Here is a 15639-nt window from a genome sequence, read left to right as displayed (position 1 = left end):
AATATTAAGGGCTGCAAGATATTATAAAACGGTCAGAATTGGACATCAAATACTTTTTCAGTGTCTTCCCTCCTGACTCTTACAGTGGTTTTGTCGCCTTTTTTGAAGGTGGAAAGCGCCTGCATATAGTCTTCCAGGTTCACGATAGCGTGTGAGCCAAGTTCAACGATCACGTCATTGGCCAGGATACCCGCTTTACTGGCCGGCTTGTTATCAGTTACACCGTCTACCCTTACTCCTGGTTTCTGCCAGGTATAATCAGGCATGATGCCCAGTGTTACGGTAAACCGGGGACTACCGGTGCTGGAAGGCTGTTTATCGCGTGTACGGGTGAAGGCCAGCTTGTCCATATTGTTGGTTTTCTCAACCAGTGTATATACCAGCTTGATCACGGTCAACTCCCCTGGATAGTTGATCTTGGCAGCTTCGTCGGATGGCTTGTGATAGTCGCTATGCGTGCCTGTGAAAAAGAAAAGCACGGGCACATTTTTCAGATAGAAAGAGGTATGGTCCGATGGTCCGATACCGGAGGAGTCGTATGTGGTATGAATACCTGCCGGGATGGTCTGCTGCAGCAGTGTCGGCCACACTGGTGAAGTTCCGATCCCTCCTACCTGTAGTCCCTTAACAGGGTCCAGTCGCCCTACCATGTCCATATTGATCATGTAGTTGAAGGAACCGGGTGCTACGGAGCTGTGTTCGGTAAAGTATTTGGAGCCAAACAGTCCCAGTTCTTCCCCTGAGAATGCCACAAACAGGTAGTTATACTTTTGCAGGTGGGAGGCTTTCAGCAGTTTTGCGAGTTCCAGGAGGGCAGCGGTGCCACTGGCATTATCATCAGCACCATGGTGGATGGTCTTGTCGTTAGGCGCCAGTGAATTCTGGTCTTCTCCATGCCCAAGGTGGTCAAAATGAGCGCCAATCACAATGGTGCTGGCGGCTTTGTTGTCTATATAACCAACCACGTTAGTACCTGTACGTCTGCCGGCGGTGAAGCTGACCTGCATATTTATCCGGAGATCTTCTGTTTCTGAGAGCAGCTTGCTGGTTTCGCTGTTCACCCACATCACGGGGATGGTGAGCGGATCGACCGCAACGGAGAGCCATTTCTGGACATCCTTTGGTGTTTCGTCACCATTATAGAAGATCACGCCGGTGGCACCGGCCTTGGCCGCTTCCCGGGCATTTTGCCGGTATATTTCCAGGGAATCTGCATGTGGCTGCATCTCAAAATCCTTCACATTGAAGAGCCAGATGTTCTCCGGTTCATTTACATCGCGTAGTACGTCGCCTTTGGCGCTTTTCTGCGCGCTGAAAGGAAGGGGAATAAACTGTTCTCCCGGAGTGAGGGTGGTTTTATTAACAGTGAGGTGTGAGGCAGTGGCTATCAGTTTGCCTTCGCTTACGGGGAATGTCTGTAGGTAGCCGCTGTCGCCCTTTGGCGTAAGGCCTGCCAGCTTCATCTGGGTGGCGATATATTCCGCAGCCAGTTGTTCGCCCGGAGTGCCTGTGCGGCGGCCTTCGAGTTTATCGCTGGCCAGAAAGGTGACATGGGCCTGAAGGTTCCCCAGCGTCTTACGATCTGCTTTCTTTTGGGCGTTCAGCTCATGAGTAAAGGGTAATAACAGCGCTAACAGGCATGCAATATGCTTCACAGTTGTTGTTTTTTAAAAAGTCTACTGAAAGAGCCGGCAGACCAGGTCTTCGTTGCAAAGATACGTATCTAAGTAATTGATTAGCAATGATTGTACTGATTGCTAATAACAGTTTCATGCTCAAAGTTGTTCATATACCGTTGCTGGTAAGGATGATTCGCTGGCGGTGCTCAATATTCCGAGAGGCAATTATTGAACCAAAATCACTATTTGACCGCCGAATTTGGAAAATCAGCCTATTTTTGCCGGGCTTAAACAAAACTTAAACCTGAAAACATACCCAAAACAGAACCGATCATTAAATTTATGAAGAACACACCATTTACACACAAACACGTAGCGCTGGGCGCTAAGATGGCTCCTTTTGCAGGGTATAACATGCCGATTTCCTATACAGGTATTAATGACGAACACCTGGCTGTCAGGAATAATGCGGGGGTGTTTGATGTGAGCCACATGGGTGAATTCATTCTGAAGGGGGAAAATGCGCTGGACCTGATCCAGCGGGTTACCAGCAACGACGCTTCCAAACTGACCGCCGGAAAGGCACAGTATAGCTGTCTGCCTAACGATGAAGGTGGTATTGTGGACGATCTGCTGGTATACTGTATCGAAGAAAACAAAGTATATATGCTGGTGGTGAATGCCAGCAATATAGAGAAGGACTGGAACTGGATCAGCAAGTACAATACGAAAGGCGTGGAAATGCACAACATTTCCGACAAGACCTGTCTGCTGGCTATCCAGGGACCTAATGCGGCCAGCATACTGCAACCGCTGACCAGCATTGAACTGGTGAACCTGAAGTATTACACCTTTGCCAAAGGCGAATTTGCTGGCGTTCCTAACGTACTGGTAAGCGCCACAGGTTACACAGGCGCAGGTGGTATTGAGATCTATTTTGAAGATAAAGACGGTGCAGCCGAGAAGATCTGGGATGCTATTTTCGAAGTAGGTGGTCCTAAAGGACTGAAACCAATCGGCCTGGGTGCACGTGATACGCTTCGCCTGGAAATGGGTTTCTGCCTCTACGGAAATGATATTGATGATACCACTTCCCCACTGGAGGCTGGTTTGGGCTGGATTACAAAATTTACGAAAGAATTCACTTCCCGGAGTAAATTTGAGCAGCAGAAAGCGGCGGGCCTGAGCAGGAAGCTGGTAGGTTTTGAAATGGTGGATAAGGGTATTCCCCGTCACGACTACGAGATCAAGGATGCCGCGGGCAAGGTAATAGGCAAAGTAACCTCTGGTACACAGTCGCCTTCCCTGCAGAAAGCAATTGGCCTGGGCTATGTAAATTCTGCATTTGCCACCCAGGATTCAGAAATATTTATTGCAGTAAGGGACAAATTATTGAAAGCCAGAGTTGTAAAGGTGCCATTCTTAAGTTAAGTTAGCATATAATTGCAAAAACCATATCTATTCTATGCCTACAATTCATATCACAACCGTAATTCATGCTCCGCTGGAGCGGGTCTTTGACCTGAGCCGGAGCATTACGCTGCACAAGCGCAGTATGGCGCATATGCAGGAAGAAGCAATCAAGGGTCGTATGGCCGGACTGATTGAACTGGATGAAACGGTAACCTGGCAGGCCAAACACTTTGGCAAGCTAAGGCAGTTGACCACCCGCATTACAGCAATGCGCAAAACAGAGTACTTCTGTGATGAGATGGTGGAAGGTGATTTTACCTATATGAAACATGAGCATCATTTTAAGGAAATAGGTAATGGTACTGTAGCAATTGATATCATGGAATTCGGAACACCTTATGGCTGGCTGGGAAGGTTGTTTGAGCGGTTTTACCTGTACAAACACATGACTAACCTGCTGCTGTTGCGGAACCAGGTGATCAAAGATTATGCGGAGACCGAGAAGTGGAGAGTGATACTAGACTAATGATATAATCAGGATGAAGAACCGGAAATTGGGAATTGACATAATATGCCTGTATTCAATTTCCGGGTCTTCGTGCTGTTTTTAAATATGGGCAATGGAACAGCAGAAACCGACTTTAGAAGTATGTTTATCACCGGCATTGTTACACTTATATGATGTGAAGAACAGTATTGTGGTGATTATTGATGTATTGAGAGCAACATCTACGATTTGTACAGTATTATATAACGGCGCCACAAGGGTGATACCTGTAGCTTCTGTTCCGGAATGTATCAGTATCGGCGAACAACTGGGGGCCAGTGCCATAACAGCCGGTGAACGGGACGGACGGATTGCGGAAGGTTTGCTGCATGGAAACTCCCCATTTGAATATCCCCGCGAATTTATACAGGACAAGACACTGGTACTGACCACTACAAATGGTACCAAGCTGTTGCATATGGCCAAAGACGCCATTCAGATCATTACGGGCTCATTTCCAAACCTTTCTGCCGTATGTGACTACCTGGTAGCACAGGGTAAACCGGTCATACTGGGATGTGCTGCCTGGAAAGATCGTGTTAATATGGAGGACACCCTGTTTGCAGGAGCTGTAGTGAGCCGGATAAGGGAGCATTTTACAGTAGACTGCGATTCTGCTATTGCCGCAGAGACATTGTACGAGGTATCAAAAGACAACATCCATGAGATCATGAAGCAGGCGTCACACTATAAGCGCCTGGCAAAGTATGATCTGGAGAGAGATATTCAGTATTGTCTCACACCCGATGGGGCCAACGTACTGCCTGTTTATAGAAATGGAGAGCTGGTGGCTGCGGAATAATAGCAAGATAATTTCTTTTTATAAAGTGTTTGTTTCTGGAAGTGATACATTGTAGCACTAAGGCTCCTTATGCTCTAGCTTTTTAGGATTTTTCTGCGTACTTTTGTGAATTGCCTTTTCACCAGCTGCTAAATATTTTAGCTTTTAACCCGGTTGGTTTATAAAGCGGGCAATTTGAAACTATGTCGCTGCCCCAGCTACTGAAATATGTATATAATAACGGAACCGATGAGGTGATCCGTAGGGGAAAGCGCATCTTTGCGACCGGAGGTGTGGAGTTGTTAGAAGCTGATCCTATTCTCAAATCAGCCACTTTCAGGGTGAAGAGCGATACCCATGCAAATTATTATCGCGTTTCCATCAGTAAATATCATGAGACAGGCAATATGTCTGTCCGTTGCCAGTGTCCCTACAACCTTGGAGATATCTGCCGGCATGAAGCTGCCGCTATGTTCCAGCTACAGGAAATGCTGGATAAAAATCATTTTGAAAGCTATGATACGCAATATAACCAGCAGCATACGCTGGTGAAAATGAAGTTCATAGACCTGAAATCGCTCAAACTGCTCACTTCCAATGAGATATTCACAGAAGCTGAGAAAATAGCAAAATCTGCAAAGAGCTTCAAGATCATTGCCGCGAAAGACGAGAAAGTGGAAGCCAACCTTAAATATGAAGGACAGGATTATCCATTGATCATACAGCGGAATGAAGAGCGTTTCTTTGATACACATTGCACCTGCGACGAAACAGAACATGCGGTGTGTAAGCATAAGACCGCCCTGTTCCTCTACCTGCTGAACAGCCAGGGGCCTTACTATTTTGATACATTGCGTAACTGGGATAAGGAAAAGAACAAACTCCTGTCCTTATACGGTTATTCGCTTGATGATAACCTGGAAGGGAAGTTCACCTTCTCCTATATGGAGGGCAAGCCTTTCCTCCGCGTACTCGATCCAAGTATAAAAAGGGTTGACGGTGCACTTGCCAGCAGGCAGCCTGCTCCTCCCCCTGCGCCAGAAGTAGCTGCGGCAATCACTCAGCGCATAGGCGTTGTGTTTAATGCCAATGAACCCTTGTATCCTTTCTTCCGGATAGACCTGGTAAGCGGTGAGGTAAATGAAGAGCAGGACGCTTTTGTGTCCCTGGTCAATAAACTGGATCTTTCCAAATACATAGACTTTTACCTGTATAAAGAAGCTGACCGCGACCTGATTACTCCTGTCCGCAAGGTGCAGGGTATGGAGGTGAGCAAGTTTCTGAGCAAGAACTCTCCTTTTGCCGGCATCTGGGAGAATATTACCCATGATGATAATGAGTCGGCCCTGCCAACGGAAACGAAGGAACTGATGCTGGAATACCTGCATCCTAAACTGGCTAAACTGTTCCCGCAGATAGCGGCACATGGCCTGTTATTCCTGTTACCGAACCGGCAGCAATTCAAAACAAAGAACCTGCTGCCTGTCCATCTGGCTGGCGACAGGCTACAACCTATTTTCAAAACACACGCTTCTGCTGATGTTATCGAAGTGACCTGCCATGTTCTCATTGAAGGGGAACTGGTAAATGTTTCTGATAATGAGTGGGATAGCTCTATATTGTTCCTGAAGAACAATGTGCTTTACCTGTTTGAAAATGCACAGGATGCATTGCATGTAGAATTATTCCGTGAGAATGGACGCATACGCATCCCCGCCGACCAGTGGGGTACTTATCTGCAGGATTACCTGCTACCATTAAGTAAGCAGTACCAGATACAGTTTGACAACTCTTTGCTGGCGGAAGTGGATGATATCCTGCCGGAATGCAGGGTATTTCTGCGTGAGGTAGGTGAAACCTTTATCATTCAGCCGGGATTTGCTTATCACGGACAGGAAGTTGATTGGAATGACGATGGCAGGATAACAGTGCAGGAAGGAAATAAGGTCCTGATCATCCACCGGAATAAAGAAGCAGAACAACAGTTTGTAGATAAACTGAGTACGCTGCATACCAATTTCTCACAGCCGAACTCAAACAACTACTTTTTCCTGAAGGCCAAGGAGGCGTTGAAGAACAACTGGTTCTTCCTCTTCTTTGATACGCTGAAAGAAATGAATGTACGGGTATTCGGATTTGAGAACCTGAAGAACTTCAAGTTCAGCGCTCATAAGCCGGTTACCAACCTTCAGATCAGTTCTGGTATCGACTGGTTCGATGCACAGATCGAAGTAACGTATGGCGATCAGAAGGTAAGCATCAGGGATATCAAGCAGGCGCTGGCAGGTAAACAGAACTATGTGCAGCTGGCCGACGGCTCCCTGGGATTGCTGCCGGAAGAATGGTTAAAGAAATACTCCCTGTTGTTCAAGATCGGGGAGGAAAAAGATAAAGGCGCACTGAAGCTGAGTAAATACAATTTCAGTGTGATCGATGAACTGTTTGAGTTCATTGATGATGATGCAATATTACTGGAGCTGGAACAGAAGCGACGCAAGTTGCTGCAGTTTGACGAGATCCGTAATATTTCCCTGCCACATAACCTGCGCGCAACACTGCGTCCTTACCAGGAAAGCGGTTTCCAATGGCTGAATTATCTTGATGAAGTGAAGTGGGGAGGTATCCTTGCAGATGATATGGGTCTTGGTAAGACTATCCAGGCGCTTACATTTATCCAACATTACAAGAATAAGCATGATGGTAAATGCCTGGCGTTGGTGGTATGTCCCACTACCCTGATCTATAACTGGGAAAATGAGATCAAGAAGTTTACGCCTACCATGACCTATCATATTCATCACGGCCCTACCCGTTTGAAGACGGTGGAAGAGCTGCTGAAGTATGACATCCTGATCACTACCTACGGTACGCTGAGAAGTGATGTACAGACACTGATGAAGATGGACCTGGACTATGTAGTGCTGGATGAATCCCAGGCGATCAAGAATCCGCAGAGTAAAGTAACTAAAGCGGCGCAACTGCTGAATACCAAAAACAAACTGGCATTGAGTGGTACGCCGATGCAGAACAATACATTTGACATTTATGCCCAGATGAACTTCCTGAATCCGGGTATGCTGGGAAGTGTAGACTTCTTCCGGAATGAGTTTGCCACACCGATAGACAAGTTCCAGGATGAAGAACGTAAGGATCACCTGCGTAAGCTGATCTATCCGTTCATTCTACGCCGTACCAAAGAGCAGGTAGCGAAAGAGTTACCAGAGAAGATCGAAACAGTGATCTTCTGCGAAATGGATGCAGAGCAGCGGCATATTTACGACGCATACCGGAATTCTTATCGTTCCAAGATATTGGGTGTAATCGAAGATCAGGGTATGGAACGCTCCCAGCTGACCATCCTCCAGGGTCTGATGAAACTCCGTCAGATATGCGATTCTCCGGCTATACTCAACGAAGCGGAACAATATCCGAACCACTCTGTGAAGTTGCATGAGCTGACCCGTGAAATGTCTGAGAACATCAGTAACCATAAGGTGCTGATCTTCTCCCAGTTCCTGGGTATGCTTGGACTGATCAGGGAGAAGCTGCAGCATATGAAGATACCATTCGAATACTTTGATGGTAGCACATCTGCAACAGAACGTGAACGCGCAATACAGAACTTCCAGTCTAATGACGATTGCAGGGTATTCCTCATCTCTCTCAAAGCGGGTGGTGTGGGTCTTAACCTGACAGCGGCAGACTATGTATATATAGTGGATCCATGGTGGAACCCGGCGGTAGAGCAACAGGCTATCGACCGTACTCACCGTATTGGTCAGACGAAGAATATCTTTGCTTACCGTATGATCTGTAAGGATACTGTGGAAGAAAAGATCCTGCAATTACAGGAGCGTAAGAAATCGTTAGTGAAGGAGATCATTGCAGATGATTCAGGATTTGTAAAGAAGCTCACCAAAGAAGATGTGCTTTACCTATTTAGTTAAAGTAAGACTTATTAATAAAGAGAAGAGCCTGTATCAAAGAGTAGATACAGGCTCTTTTCTTTCAGGTACCTGATGGAACAGGGTAGCTTTTTATGCGATTCTAACAAGGCTCATTTATTTATGATATATCCTCTTTTATTTTTTAACAGGATTACATCACCTGTGAGAGGAATTTAACGATCAGTATGGGTAGTCCGAAGGCGACGCCCATTCCCCAGACCAGGTCAAGCCACATCACAGCACCCATGGCGCCTGCATAGATCAGGCCCGTGATCGGAACAGTAATGATCTTCAGCCACAGCGGTACATTTTTTCCATGCCAGATCGTTTCCCACATCACTTTTGCATCTGTGGTGCTTGGGAAGGCATGCATGGCGATGGAGAGTCCCAGGTACAACAACAGGAAGTCGAAGAGCGAACCATCATTGAACATGAATACGGGTATGGCAGCCGGAAAGGCAATGGCGAGTGCAAGGATGTTATTGACAATGAAAGGGCCTACACTAATAAGCAATTGGTGAAAAGGTTTCTTTACCGGTTCATGTTGTACATATCCTACAGGATCGGCCATCTGGAAGTATTTCACATCGAAGATGGCCACTCCGCAAAGGCGGCAGAAGAGCTGGTGGGCAAACTCGTGTACCACTACGCCCGGAAAAGTGATTAAGGCCATATAAACGCCAGGTATCATCATCTTGTAAATATTTTAATCCCTGTAGGGAGTTTTATCGGTAATTATATTCTGAAGCATTGCTACATGGCTGCTATCGCTACCCGGCATATCCTTCAGTTTTGTAAGAAGGCGATTGGATTCTACCTGCTGGTGATTAAAATGATAAGCCATGCAAAGTGTGGTAAGTACATCCGGATTCTCCGGCTCCAATTGAAATGCCTGTTGGGCTGTAATGAGCGCTTCTTTATCTTTTTTCAGTTTGAGCTGGAAGGTGGAAAGTGTAAGAAGTGCAGACGGGGCTTCTTTGTTTTGGTCAAGTAGTTGCTGCGTGAGGATAAGGCCTTCTTTATATCTCCCCTGCTCTTTCAGGGATGCCAGTAATTCAAAATAGGGAGGCCTAAACAGTGGTGCATCGTGTATTGCTTTTCTACACAGGCTATCAGCTCCTTTATAGTTTTTGAGCTCAAGGTAAGCATATGCCAGGTTTACCGCTGCCGCAAGGTCATAGGGCGCCTTCTTCAGATAGTCTTCCAGTACTTTACAATAGGCAGTGGTATCTGCCCTTAACGCATCCAGTTGATTACTTATCGTGCTGTCCTGGATACTAAAGTATCGGCTGTTATCTGTGACAATGGTGAGTTCGTCCACCAGGTCCTGGTCATCCGAGGTTGTATGAGTGGCTGTCAGTACGGAATACAGGCTATCCGTTCTCGTTTGGTCGTCATTGAAGTATGAAGCCGTAATAAGATGTACGATAGAGCCAACATGCCCTGGAAATCGTTTTAATGTAGCTGTGAACCCCTTTTCTGCGCTGACGTATTTACGTTCTTTGGCGAATTCCATAGCCTTCATATAGTCCACCCCTGCCCTGAAGTAAGTGGGTAAGCGGAACAGGGCAAGTAGTAATATAACGCTCACCCCTAATGCGCCCCAGATCACTTCTCTTGTAACCGGGTACCGGGATAATTCCCGCCGGCAGTCCTTGCAAAGCCGTACCTGATAGCCGCGTTCATATCTGGGGTTATGACATTTAGCGCAGCCTGCTGCACGTAGGTTTATGCGGTTACTAAATTCTTCCATAGGTCTTAACATATTATACAGTGGAAAGATATGTCTTTAGAACGGTATTCGGAAAGAGGTGGGATAGAGATATAAACAGGGCCTAATTTTATAAATATTTTAACCCTTTGTTTTATTCCTATTCCATTAAATTTGCCTAATATTCTTTTTCAAGACTTTATACTTAAACATGAAGAAATTATTCTTTTCGCTGGGACTGATGGCCGCTTCTTTTGGCGTTTTTGCACAGGATGCCAAGAATGCAGTTGCTAATAAAGCTATGGGAGCAGCCGCACATTCCAAGGATTTCTTAGTGATTCAGTTGGGATATGTTGGATTGACTGGTACGGGAGCTGGAGCTATCAATACTGGATTTAACCGCCAGCTCAACATTGCATTTATGTACGATATTCCTTTGCAGAAAACTAATTTCAGCCTTGCGGCAGGTTTAGGAATAGGCTCTGATCATTACCATCTGAGCAAAATGAGCCTGGACTTAAGAAATGCATCTACTGTTCCGGATTTCCAGGAAACAGATGCTTACAGCAAGTTCAAACTGGCTGCTACTTACCTGGAAGTGCCATTAGAGCTGCGCTACCGTCAGGTGCCTGAGAATGCCAATAAAGGATTTAAGGTAGGTGTGGGTCTGAAAATAGGTAACCTGCTGAATGCACATACCCGTTCAGTAGCCAATGTAAATGGTTCAAAACTGATTGAAAAAGAAGCCAGCAAACGTCTTTTTAACACATGGCGTTTCGCGGGTACTGCAAGGGTTGGTTACGGTAACTTCGCATTATATGGTACTTATGCTTTGAACGGTATATTCAAGGACAACGGTACTTACGATGTGAATCCTTATTCCTTCGGATTTATGATCAGCGGCTTATAACCTGCTGATACAAAATATTAAAAGCGAAAAAGGGCGTTTCATTGAAGAGATGCCCTTTTTCGCTTTTATAGATATGTTGAACATTGGAAACTTATGATAAGCCGTAGAGGAGAACAGTGTTAATTACCTTTAAAAGCAGGCTTCCGTTTCTCCAGGAAAGCCTGAATCCCCTCGGTGTTATCAGCAGTGTTACCAGCAATTTCCTGGCAATAAGCTTCATAGTCGAGTACAGCATCCAGGTCTTCGGTCATACCTTTTGTCAGCATCTTTTTCAGCAAGGCGATCGCCTTGGTAGGTGCATTGGCGTAAAAAGATGCTTCGGCCCGTACAGTGGCCTCCAGTTCCTCCGGTTTCACAACCTTATTGATAAAGCCAAGTTGCTGCGCTTCTGCTGCGGATAGTTTTGTTGCCTTGGTAGCCAGTTCAAAGGCCCGGTGGTATCCGACAGTGCGTGGCAGGAAATAAGATGATCCTGAGTCCAGCACCAGGGCTATATTGATAAATATCTCTACCATTGCGGCGGTTTCACTGGCGATGATCATGTCGCAGGCAAGGGCAATGGAACAACCGGCGCCGGCGGCGATGCCGTTCAGCTGGCAGATAACAGGTTTCGGCATATTTCTTATAGCCCTGATAATAGGATTATAACGTTTACGCAGCGATTCACCAAGATCGCGTTTGCCGCCATTCCCATTCAACGCAGCTTTTAAATCCTGTCCGCTGCTGAAAGCTTTATTACCTGCGCCGGTTAATACTACGACCCTTACGGAAGGATCTTTTTCTGCCTGTTTAAGGGCATCCTGTAATTCATAACTCAGTGGATCATCAAAAGCGTTGTAAACGTCAGGGCGATTAAGTGTGATGGTAGCAATGCCCTCACTGACATCTAATAAGAGAGAGGTGAACATAACGTTGGGGAATTTAGAAAATGAAGTTATCGATCAGGCATTAAGCACCGTTACGGGTACTTAATGCCTGACCACTTTTTATAGTGTTTCTTTCAACCATTGGAAGAATTCGCGCTGCCATACCAGGGCGTTTTGCGCTTTCAGTACCCAGTGGTTCTCTTCAGGGAAATACAGCAGTTTGCTTTTAATTCCTTTCAGCTGTGCCAGCTGGAAGGCTTGTAAACCCTGTTCAATGCCTACACGGAAATCAATTCCTCCCTGGATAATCAGGATTGGTGTATTCCATTTGTTGGCGTATTCACTTGGATTGAATTCTTTGTGAGCCTTTGCATTGGCTGCATCCCAGTAAGCGCCGATATCCCAGTTAGCAAACCAGAGTTCTTCAGTAGTGCCATACCAGCTTTTCAGATCAAAAAGACCATCGTGCGCAATGAATGACTTGAAGCGATTGTTATGCACGCCTGCCAGCATATATACGGAGTAGCCACCGTAGCTGGCGCCTACAGCCCCCAGGCGGTTTTTATCTACATATGGCTCCTGACTTACGGCGTCAATGGCACTGAGATAATCGCGTATTGGCTGACCACCCCAGTCTTTACTGATGGATGCGTTCCATTCTACCCCATGCCCAGGCATACCGCGACGGTTAGGCGCTACTACAATGTAACCCTGTGAGGCAATCAGCTGGAAGTTCCAACGGTAAGAATAGAACTGGGAAAGTGCTGACTGCGGGCCTCCCTGGCAATACAATAATGTCGGGTATTTTTTTGCAGGATCGAAATCAGGTGGGAATATTACCCAGGCCAGCATCTCTTTGTTGTCTGTAGTTTTGATCCAGCGTTTCTCCACTTTACACATGCCGGTCTTGTCGTAAGTCTCTTTATTTACCGTAGTGAGTGGTTGCAAAGTGCCTTTAGGCAATTGTACAGTAAAGAGTTCCGCAGCATGGTTCATATCAGTGCGGGATACTACAAGTGTGTTTCCAACCTGCCCAACAATACCGTTGATGTCAAAATCGCCTTCTGTTACCTGGCGTATATTTTTAGCAGTAGTGGCTGCGATATCTTTCTGAAGACTGATTTCCAGCAGTTGTTCAGTACCTTTTATCACAGCCAGGAAAAGCAGTTGTTTGCCATCTTTGGTCCAATAGATGGAAGCAACAGTGCCGTCCCAGTCTTTGGTAAGATTCGTACGTTTACCGCTGGTGCGGTCCAGTATGATGATATCATTTTTGTCTGCTTCAAAACCATCTTTCGACATACCCAGCCAGGCCAGGTATTTGCCATCGGGACTGAAAGAAGGGGCTACATCATAACCAGCCAATCCTTCGGAAAGATTTTTGGTGGTGCGGGTTTCCAGGTTGTATTCATAAATATCAGTGTTGGTGCTGACAGCATATTCCTTACCGAACTTCTTTTTGGTAACATAGATGATGCTTTTTCCATCAGGGCTCCAGATCATATCTTCTGCACCGCCGAAAGGCATCTGCGGACAGTCGTACAATTCACCTTCCATAATATCCACAGGAGTGCCTATCTGGCCATTCTCGTAGGTAGCATAAAATACATGCTGGAAGTTACCGTCTTCCCAGGTATCCCAGTGGCGGTAGTTGAGATTGTCATATATCTGCACGTTGGATTTTGGAAGGTCGGGATAAAAATCACTGCCGGCCACTTTTTTCAACTTCACTTCTTTGGAGAACAGGACATGTTTACCATCAGGAGAAACACGGATATTCTGCAATCCACCTTCAATATGGGTGATCTGGGTAGCGCCGGTGCCATCAGCATTGATTTCCCACAGCTGGCCTTTATAGGAATACCTGATCTTTTGGCCATCTACAGCACTCACGTCTCCTTCAGCACCAGGTTCCGTAGTGATCTGCTTAGCAGCTCCTCCCACCAGTGGGATAGCGTAGAGGTTCTTCTCGCTTTTATTCTCCGCAATATTATATCGCGAAACGCCATAGATAACTGTTTTACCATCCGCTGTAATTGTTTCCCCGCTGACTCTGCCCAATTGCCAGAGCAGCTCCGGCGTCATTTTCTGCTGAGCCACTGCCATAGTTGATATTAAAAGTGATGTTAACAAAAGTGATTTATGCATATTTAGATTTTGTTTGGAGGCTAAATGTAGGTAAAATAGTCACTTGTAACGCAAGAACCGGCGGATTACGGCCATGCCTTGCCGTATATGGGGCTATGGACTAATTCCATACCTTTGCAATAAATTATTACAAACTTTGATTGAAAAGAAACAAGTCGTACAACAGGAAGAGAGAGCGGTTATAGTGGGATTGATTCATAAGGAGCAGTCGGAGCGCCAGGTGCAGGAGTACCTGGATGAACTGGTGTTCCTGGCGGAAACGGCCGGTGCTACTACTGTGAAGCGTTTTACCCAAAAGTTATCCCATCCCGACAGGGCCACCTTTGTGGGAAAGGGTAAACTGGAGGAGATTAAGGATTTTATTACAGGCAGAAACATCAATCTTGTCATATTTGATGATGAGCTCACGGGCTCCCAGATAGCCAACATAGAGAAAGTGTTGAATGTGAAGGTGATAGATCGTAGTGATCTGATCCTGGACATCTTCGCCCGTCGTGCCCGTACAGCGCAGGCGAAAGTACAGGTGGAACTGGCACAGTATCAGTACATCCTGCCTCGTCTGAAAGGGATGTGGAGTCACCTGGAAAGACAGGGAGGTGGTATCGGTAGCCGTGGTCCGGGTGAAACGGAAATTGAAACAGACCGTCGTATCATCAAGGATAAAATATCCCTGCTGAGGAAACGTCTGGCTGAGATTGATAAACAGTCGCTTACCCAGCGTAAGGACCGCGGGGAATATATTCGTGTAGCCCTGGTAGGATATACGAATGTGGGAAAGAGCACCATCATGAACCTCCTGAGTAAAAGTGAGGTATTTGCAGAAAACAAACTGTTCGCTACCCTGGATACTACCACCCGTAAAGTGGTGTTTGACCAGACGGCTTTCCTGCTGAGCGATACTGTTGGGTTTATCCGCAAATTGCCCCACCACCTGGTAGAGAGCTTCAAATCTACGCTGGATGAGGTCAGGGAAAGTGATATTCTGTTGCATGTAGTAGACGTTTCCCATCCGCAGTACGAAGATCAGGTAGAAGTCGTGAACCGTACCCTGCAGGAACTGAAGGCATTCGACAAGCCCAGCATCATGGTCTTTAACAAGATGGACCTGTATGAGCAGCAGACATTTGACAAATGGTTGGCTGACGACATCAAACAGGACATCCTGAACCAGCTGAAGGAGAACTGGGAAACCAGGACCCAGGGCAACTGTGTGTTTATATCTGCTTTAGAGCGTAAGAATATTGATGAATTGCGTCAGACTATCCTGAGTAAAGTTATCACCCTGTACAGGGAACGTTACCCATACAAGAGCGAGTATTTTTATTAAAATTTCATGGCAAAACAATACAACTGGCATCGTTTATCAGACCTGTATGCAAGGGAGGGTGAGATAGGTGTAGTAGAGATCCAGGGCAAAAAGATCTGTTATACCCTGTATGAGCAGCAGCTCTATGCCTTTGCTTATAAATGTCCGCATGCAAGCGGTATCATGGCAGATGGTTTTATAGATGATGCCGGTAATGTTGTATGTCCGCTGCACAGGTACCGGTTCAATATTAAGAACGGGTACAACAGCAGTGGTGAAGGTTTCTACCTGAAGACCTATCCGCTGGAACAGCGGGAAGATGGCATGTATATCGGATTTGAGAAATCCAGTTTGTTCGGTTGGTGACCCTGTTAATTTTCGATTAAACTCC

12 protein-coding genes are annotated in these 15639 nt (G+C 46.1%); 7 read left to right on the top strand and 5 right to left on the bottom strand.

The genetic code is table 11. The annotated features are described in order from the left end of the window. Positions 1-32 precede the first annotated feature (32 nt). Positions 33-1655, bottom strand: a complete 1623-nt coding sequence (locus BLR32_RS05335; RefSeq protein WP_089829257.1) for a M20/M25/M40 family metallo-hydrolase — start codon at positions 1653-1655, stop codon at positions 33-35. Between the two features lie 306 nt (positions 1656-1961). Between BLR32_RS05335 and gcvT the strand changes: the two genes are divergently transcribed. The 4 genes from gcvT to BLR32_RS05315 all read left to right on the top strand — a co-directional run bounded on the left by gcvT (position 1962) and on the right by BLR32_RS05315 (position 8307). After that, positions 1962-3050, top strand: coding sequence for a glycine cleavage system aminomethyltransferase GcvT (gene gcvT, locus BLR32_RS05330; RefSeq protein ID WP_089829255.1), 1089 nt, complete (start codon positions 1962-1964; stop codon positions 3048-3050). A 34-nt stretch (positions 3051-3084) separates the two neighbouring features. After that, the gene (locus BLR32_RS05325) at positions 3085-3558 is read left to right on the top strand and encodes an SRPBCC family protein (protein WP_089829252.1); all 474 of its coding nucleotides are present in this window, start codon (positions 3085-3087) and stop codon (positions 3556-3558) included. Positions 3559-3652: 94 nt separating this feature from the next. Next, positions 3653-4381 (top strand): 2-phosphosulfolactate phosphatase, encoded by a 729-nt coding sequence (locus tag BLR32_RS05320; protein WP_089829251.1) that lies wholly within the window; start codon positions 3653-3655, stop codon positions 4379-4381. Between the two features lie 182 nt (positions 4382-4563). Next, positions 4564-8307 (top strand): DEAD/DEAH box helicase, encoded by a 3744-nt coding sequence (locus BLR32_RS05315; protein ID WP_089829249.1) that lies wholly within the window; start codon positions 4564-4566, stop codon positions 8305-8307. Between the two features lie 151 nt (positions 8308-8458). Here BLR32_RS05315 and BLR32_RS05310 read toward each other — a convergent pair whose 3' ends face one another. After that, positions 8459-8980: a metalloprotease family protein gene (locus BLR32_RS05310; RefSeq protein ID WP_245705358.1), complete on the bottom strand. Its 522-nt coding sequence runs from the start codon at positions 8978-8980 to the stop codon at positions 8459-8461. A gap of 33 nt (positions 8981-9013) precedes the next feature. Next, positions 9014-10060 (bottom strand): hypothetical protein, encoded by a 1047-nt coding sequence (locus tag BLR32_RS05305; RefSeq protein ID WP_089829245.1) that lies wholly within the window; start codon positions 10058-10060, stop codon positions 9014-9016. A gap of 169 nt (positions 10061-10229) precedes the next feature. On the opposite strand from BLR32_RS05305, the gene BLR32_RS05300 reads away from it, so the two are divergent. After that, positions 10230-10928, top strand: a complete 699-nt coding sequence (locus tag BLR32_RS05300) for an outer membrane beta-barrel protein (RefSeq protein WP_089829243.1) — start codon at positions 10230-10232, stop codon at positions 10926-10928. A 119-nt stretch (positions 10929-11047) separates the two neighbouring features. Here BLR32_RS05300 and BLR32_RS05295 read toward each other — a convergent pair whose 3' ends face one another. Together BLR32_RS05295 and BLR32_RS05290 are read right to left on the bottom strand one after the other, a co-directional pair. Further along, on the bottom strand, positions 11048-11836 hold the full coding sequence (locus BLR32_RS05295; protein WP_089829241.1) for an enoyl-CoA hydratase-related protein: 789 nt from the start codon (positions 11834-11836) through the stop codon (positions 11048-11050). A gap of 78 nt (positions 11837-11914) precedes the next feature. Next, positions 11915-13942, bottom strand: a complete 2028-nt coding sequence (locus BLR32_RS05290; protein ID WP_089829239.1) for a S9 family peptidase — start codon at positions 13940-13942, stop codon at positions 11915-11917. Between the two features lie 136 nt (positions 13943-14078). Between BLR32_RS05290 and hflX the strand changes: the two genes are divergently transcribed. Together hflX and BLR32_RS05280 are read left to right on the top strand one after the other, a co-directional pair. Beyond that, positions 14079-15269, top strand: a complete 1191-nt coding sequence (gene hflX, locus BLR32_RS05285; protein ID WP_089829237.1) for a GTPase HflX — start codon at positions 14079-14081, stop codon at positions 15267-15269. A 6-nt stretch (positions 15270-15275) separates the two neighbouring features. Continuing rightward, positions 15276-15614 (top strand): Rieske (2Fe-2S) protein, encoded by a 339-nt coding sequence (locus BLR32_RS05280; protein WP_089829235.1) that lies wholly within the window; start codon positions 15276-15278, stop codon positions 15612-15614. The last annotated feature ends 25 nt before the right edge of the window (positions 15615-15639 follow it).

It is taken from the genome of Chitinophaga filiformis (assembly GCF_900102545.1).
GTDB classification, from domain to species: Bacteria; Bacteroidota; Bacteroidia; order Chitinophagales; family Chitinophagaceae; genus Chitinophaga; species Chitinophaga filiformis.
This window is presented reverse-complemented; position numbering and strand designations above follow the sequence as displayed.

Coding starts and splice junctions, on each gene's coding strand:
- BLR32_RS05315 (WP_089829249.1), top strand. CDS start 4,564: ATGTCGCTGCCCCAGCTACTGAAATATGTATATAATAACGGAACCGAT.
- BLR32_RS05300 (WP_089829243.1), top strand. CDS start 10,230: ATGAAGAAATTATTCTTTTCGCTGGGACTGATGGCCGCTTCTTTTGGC.
- BLR32_RS05305 (WP_089829245.1), bottom strand. CDS start 10,060: ATGGAAGAATTTAGTAACCGCATAAACCTACGTGCAGCAGGCTGCGCT.
- BLR32_RS05325 (WP_089829252.1), top strand. CDS start 3,085: ATGCCTACAATTCATATCACAACCGTAATTCATGCTCCGCTGGAGCGG.
- BLR32_RS05290 (WP_089829239.1), bottom strand. CDS start 13,942: ATGCATAAATCACTTTTGTTAACATCACTTTTAATATCAACTATGGCA.
- gcvT (WP_089829255.1), top strand. CDS start 1,962: ATGAAGAACACACCATTTACACACAAACACGTAGCGCTGGGCGCTAAG.
- BLR32_RS05280 (WP_089829235.1), top strand. CDS start 15,276: ATGGCAAAACAATACAACTGGCATCGTTTATCAGACCTGTATGCAAGG.
- BLR32_RS05310 (WP_245705358.1), bottom strand. CDS start 8,980: ATGGCCTTAATCACTTTTCCGGGCGTAGTGGTACACGAGTTTGCCCAC.
- BLR32_RS05295 (WP_089829241.1), bottom strand. CDS start 11,836: ATGTTCACCTCTCTCTTATTAGATGTCAGTGAGGGCATTGCTACCATC.
- BLR32_RS05320 (WP_089829251.1), top strand. CDS start 3,653: ATGGAACAGCAGAAACCGACTTTAGAAGTATGTTTATCACCGGCATTG.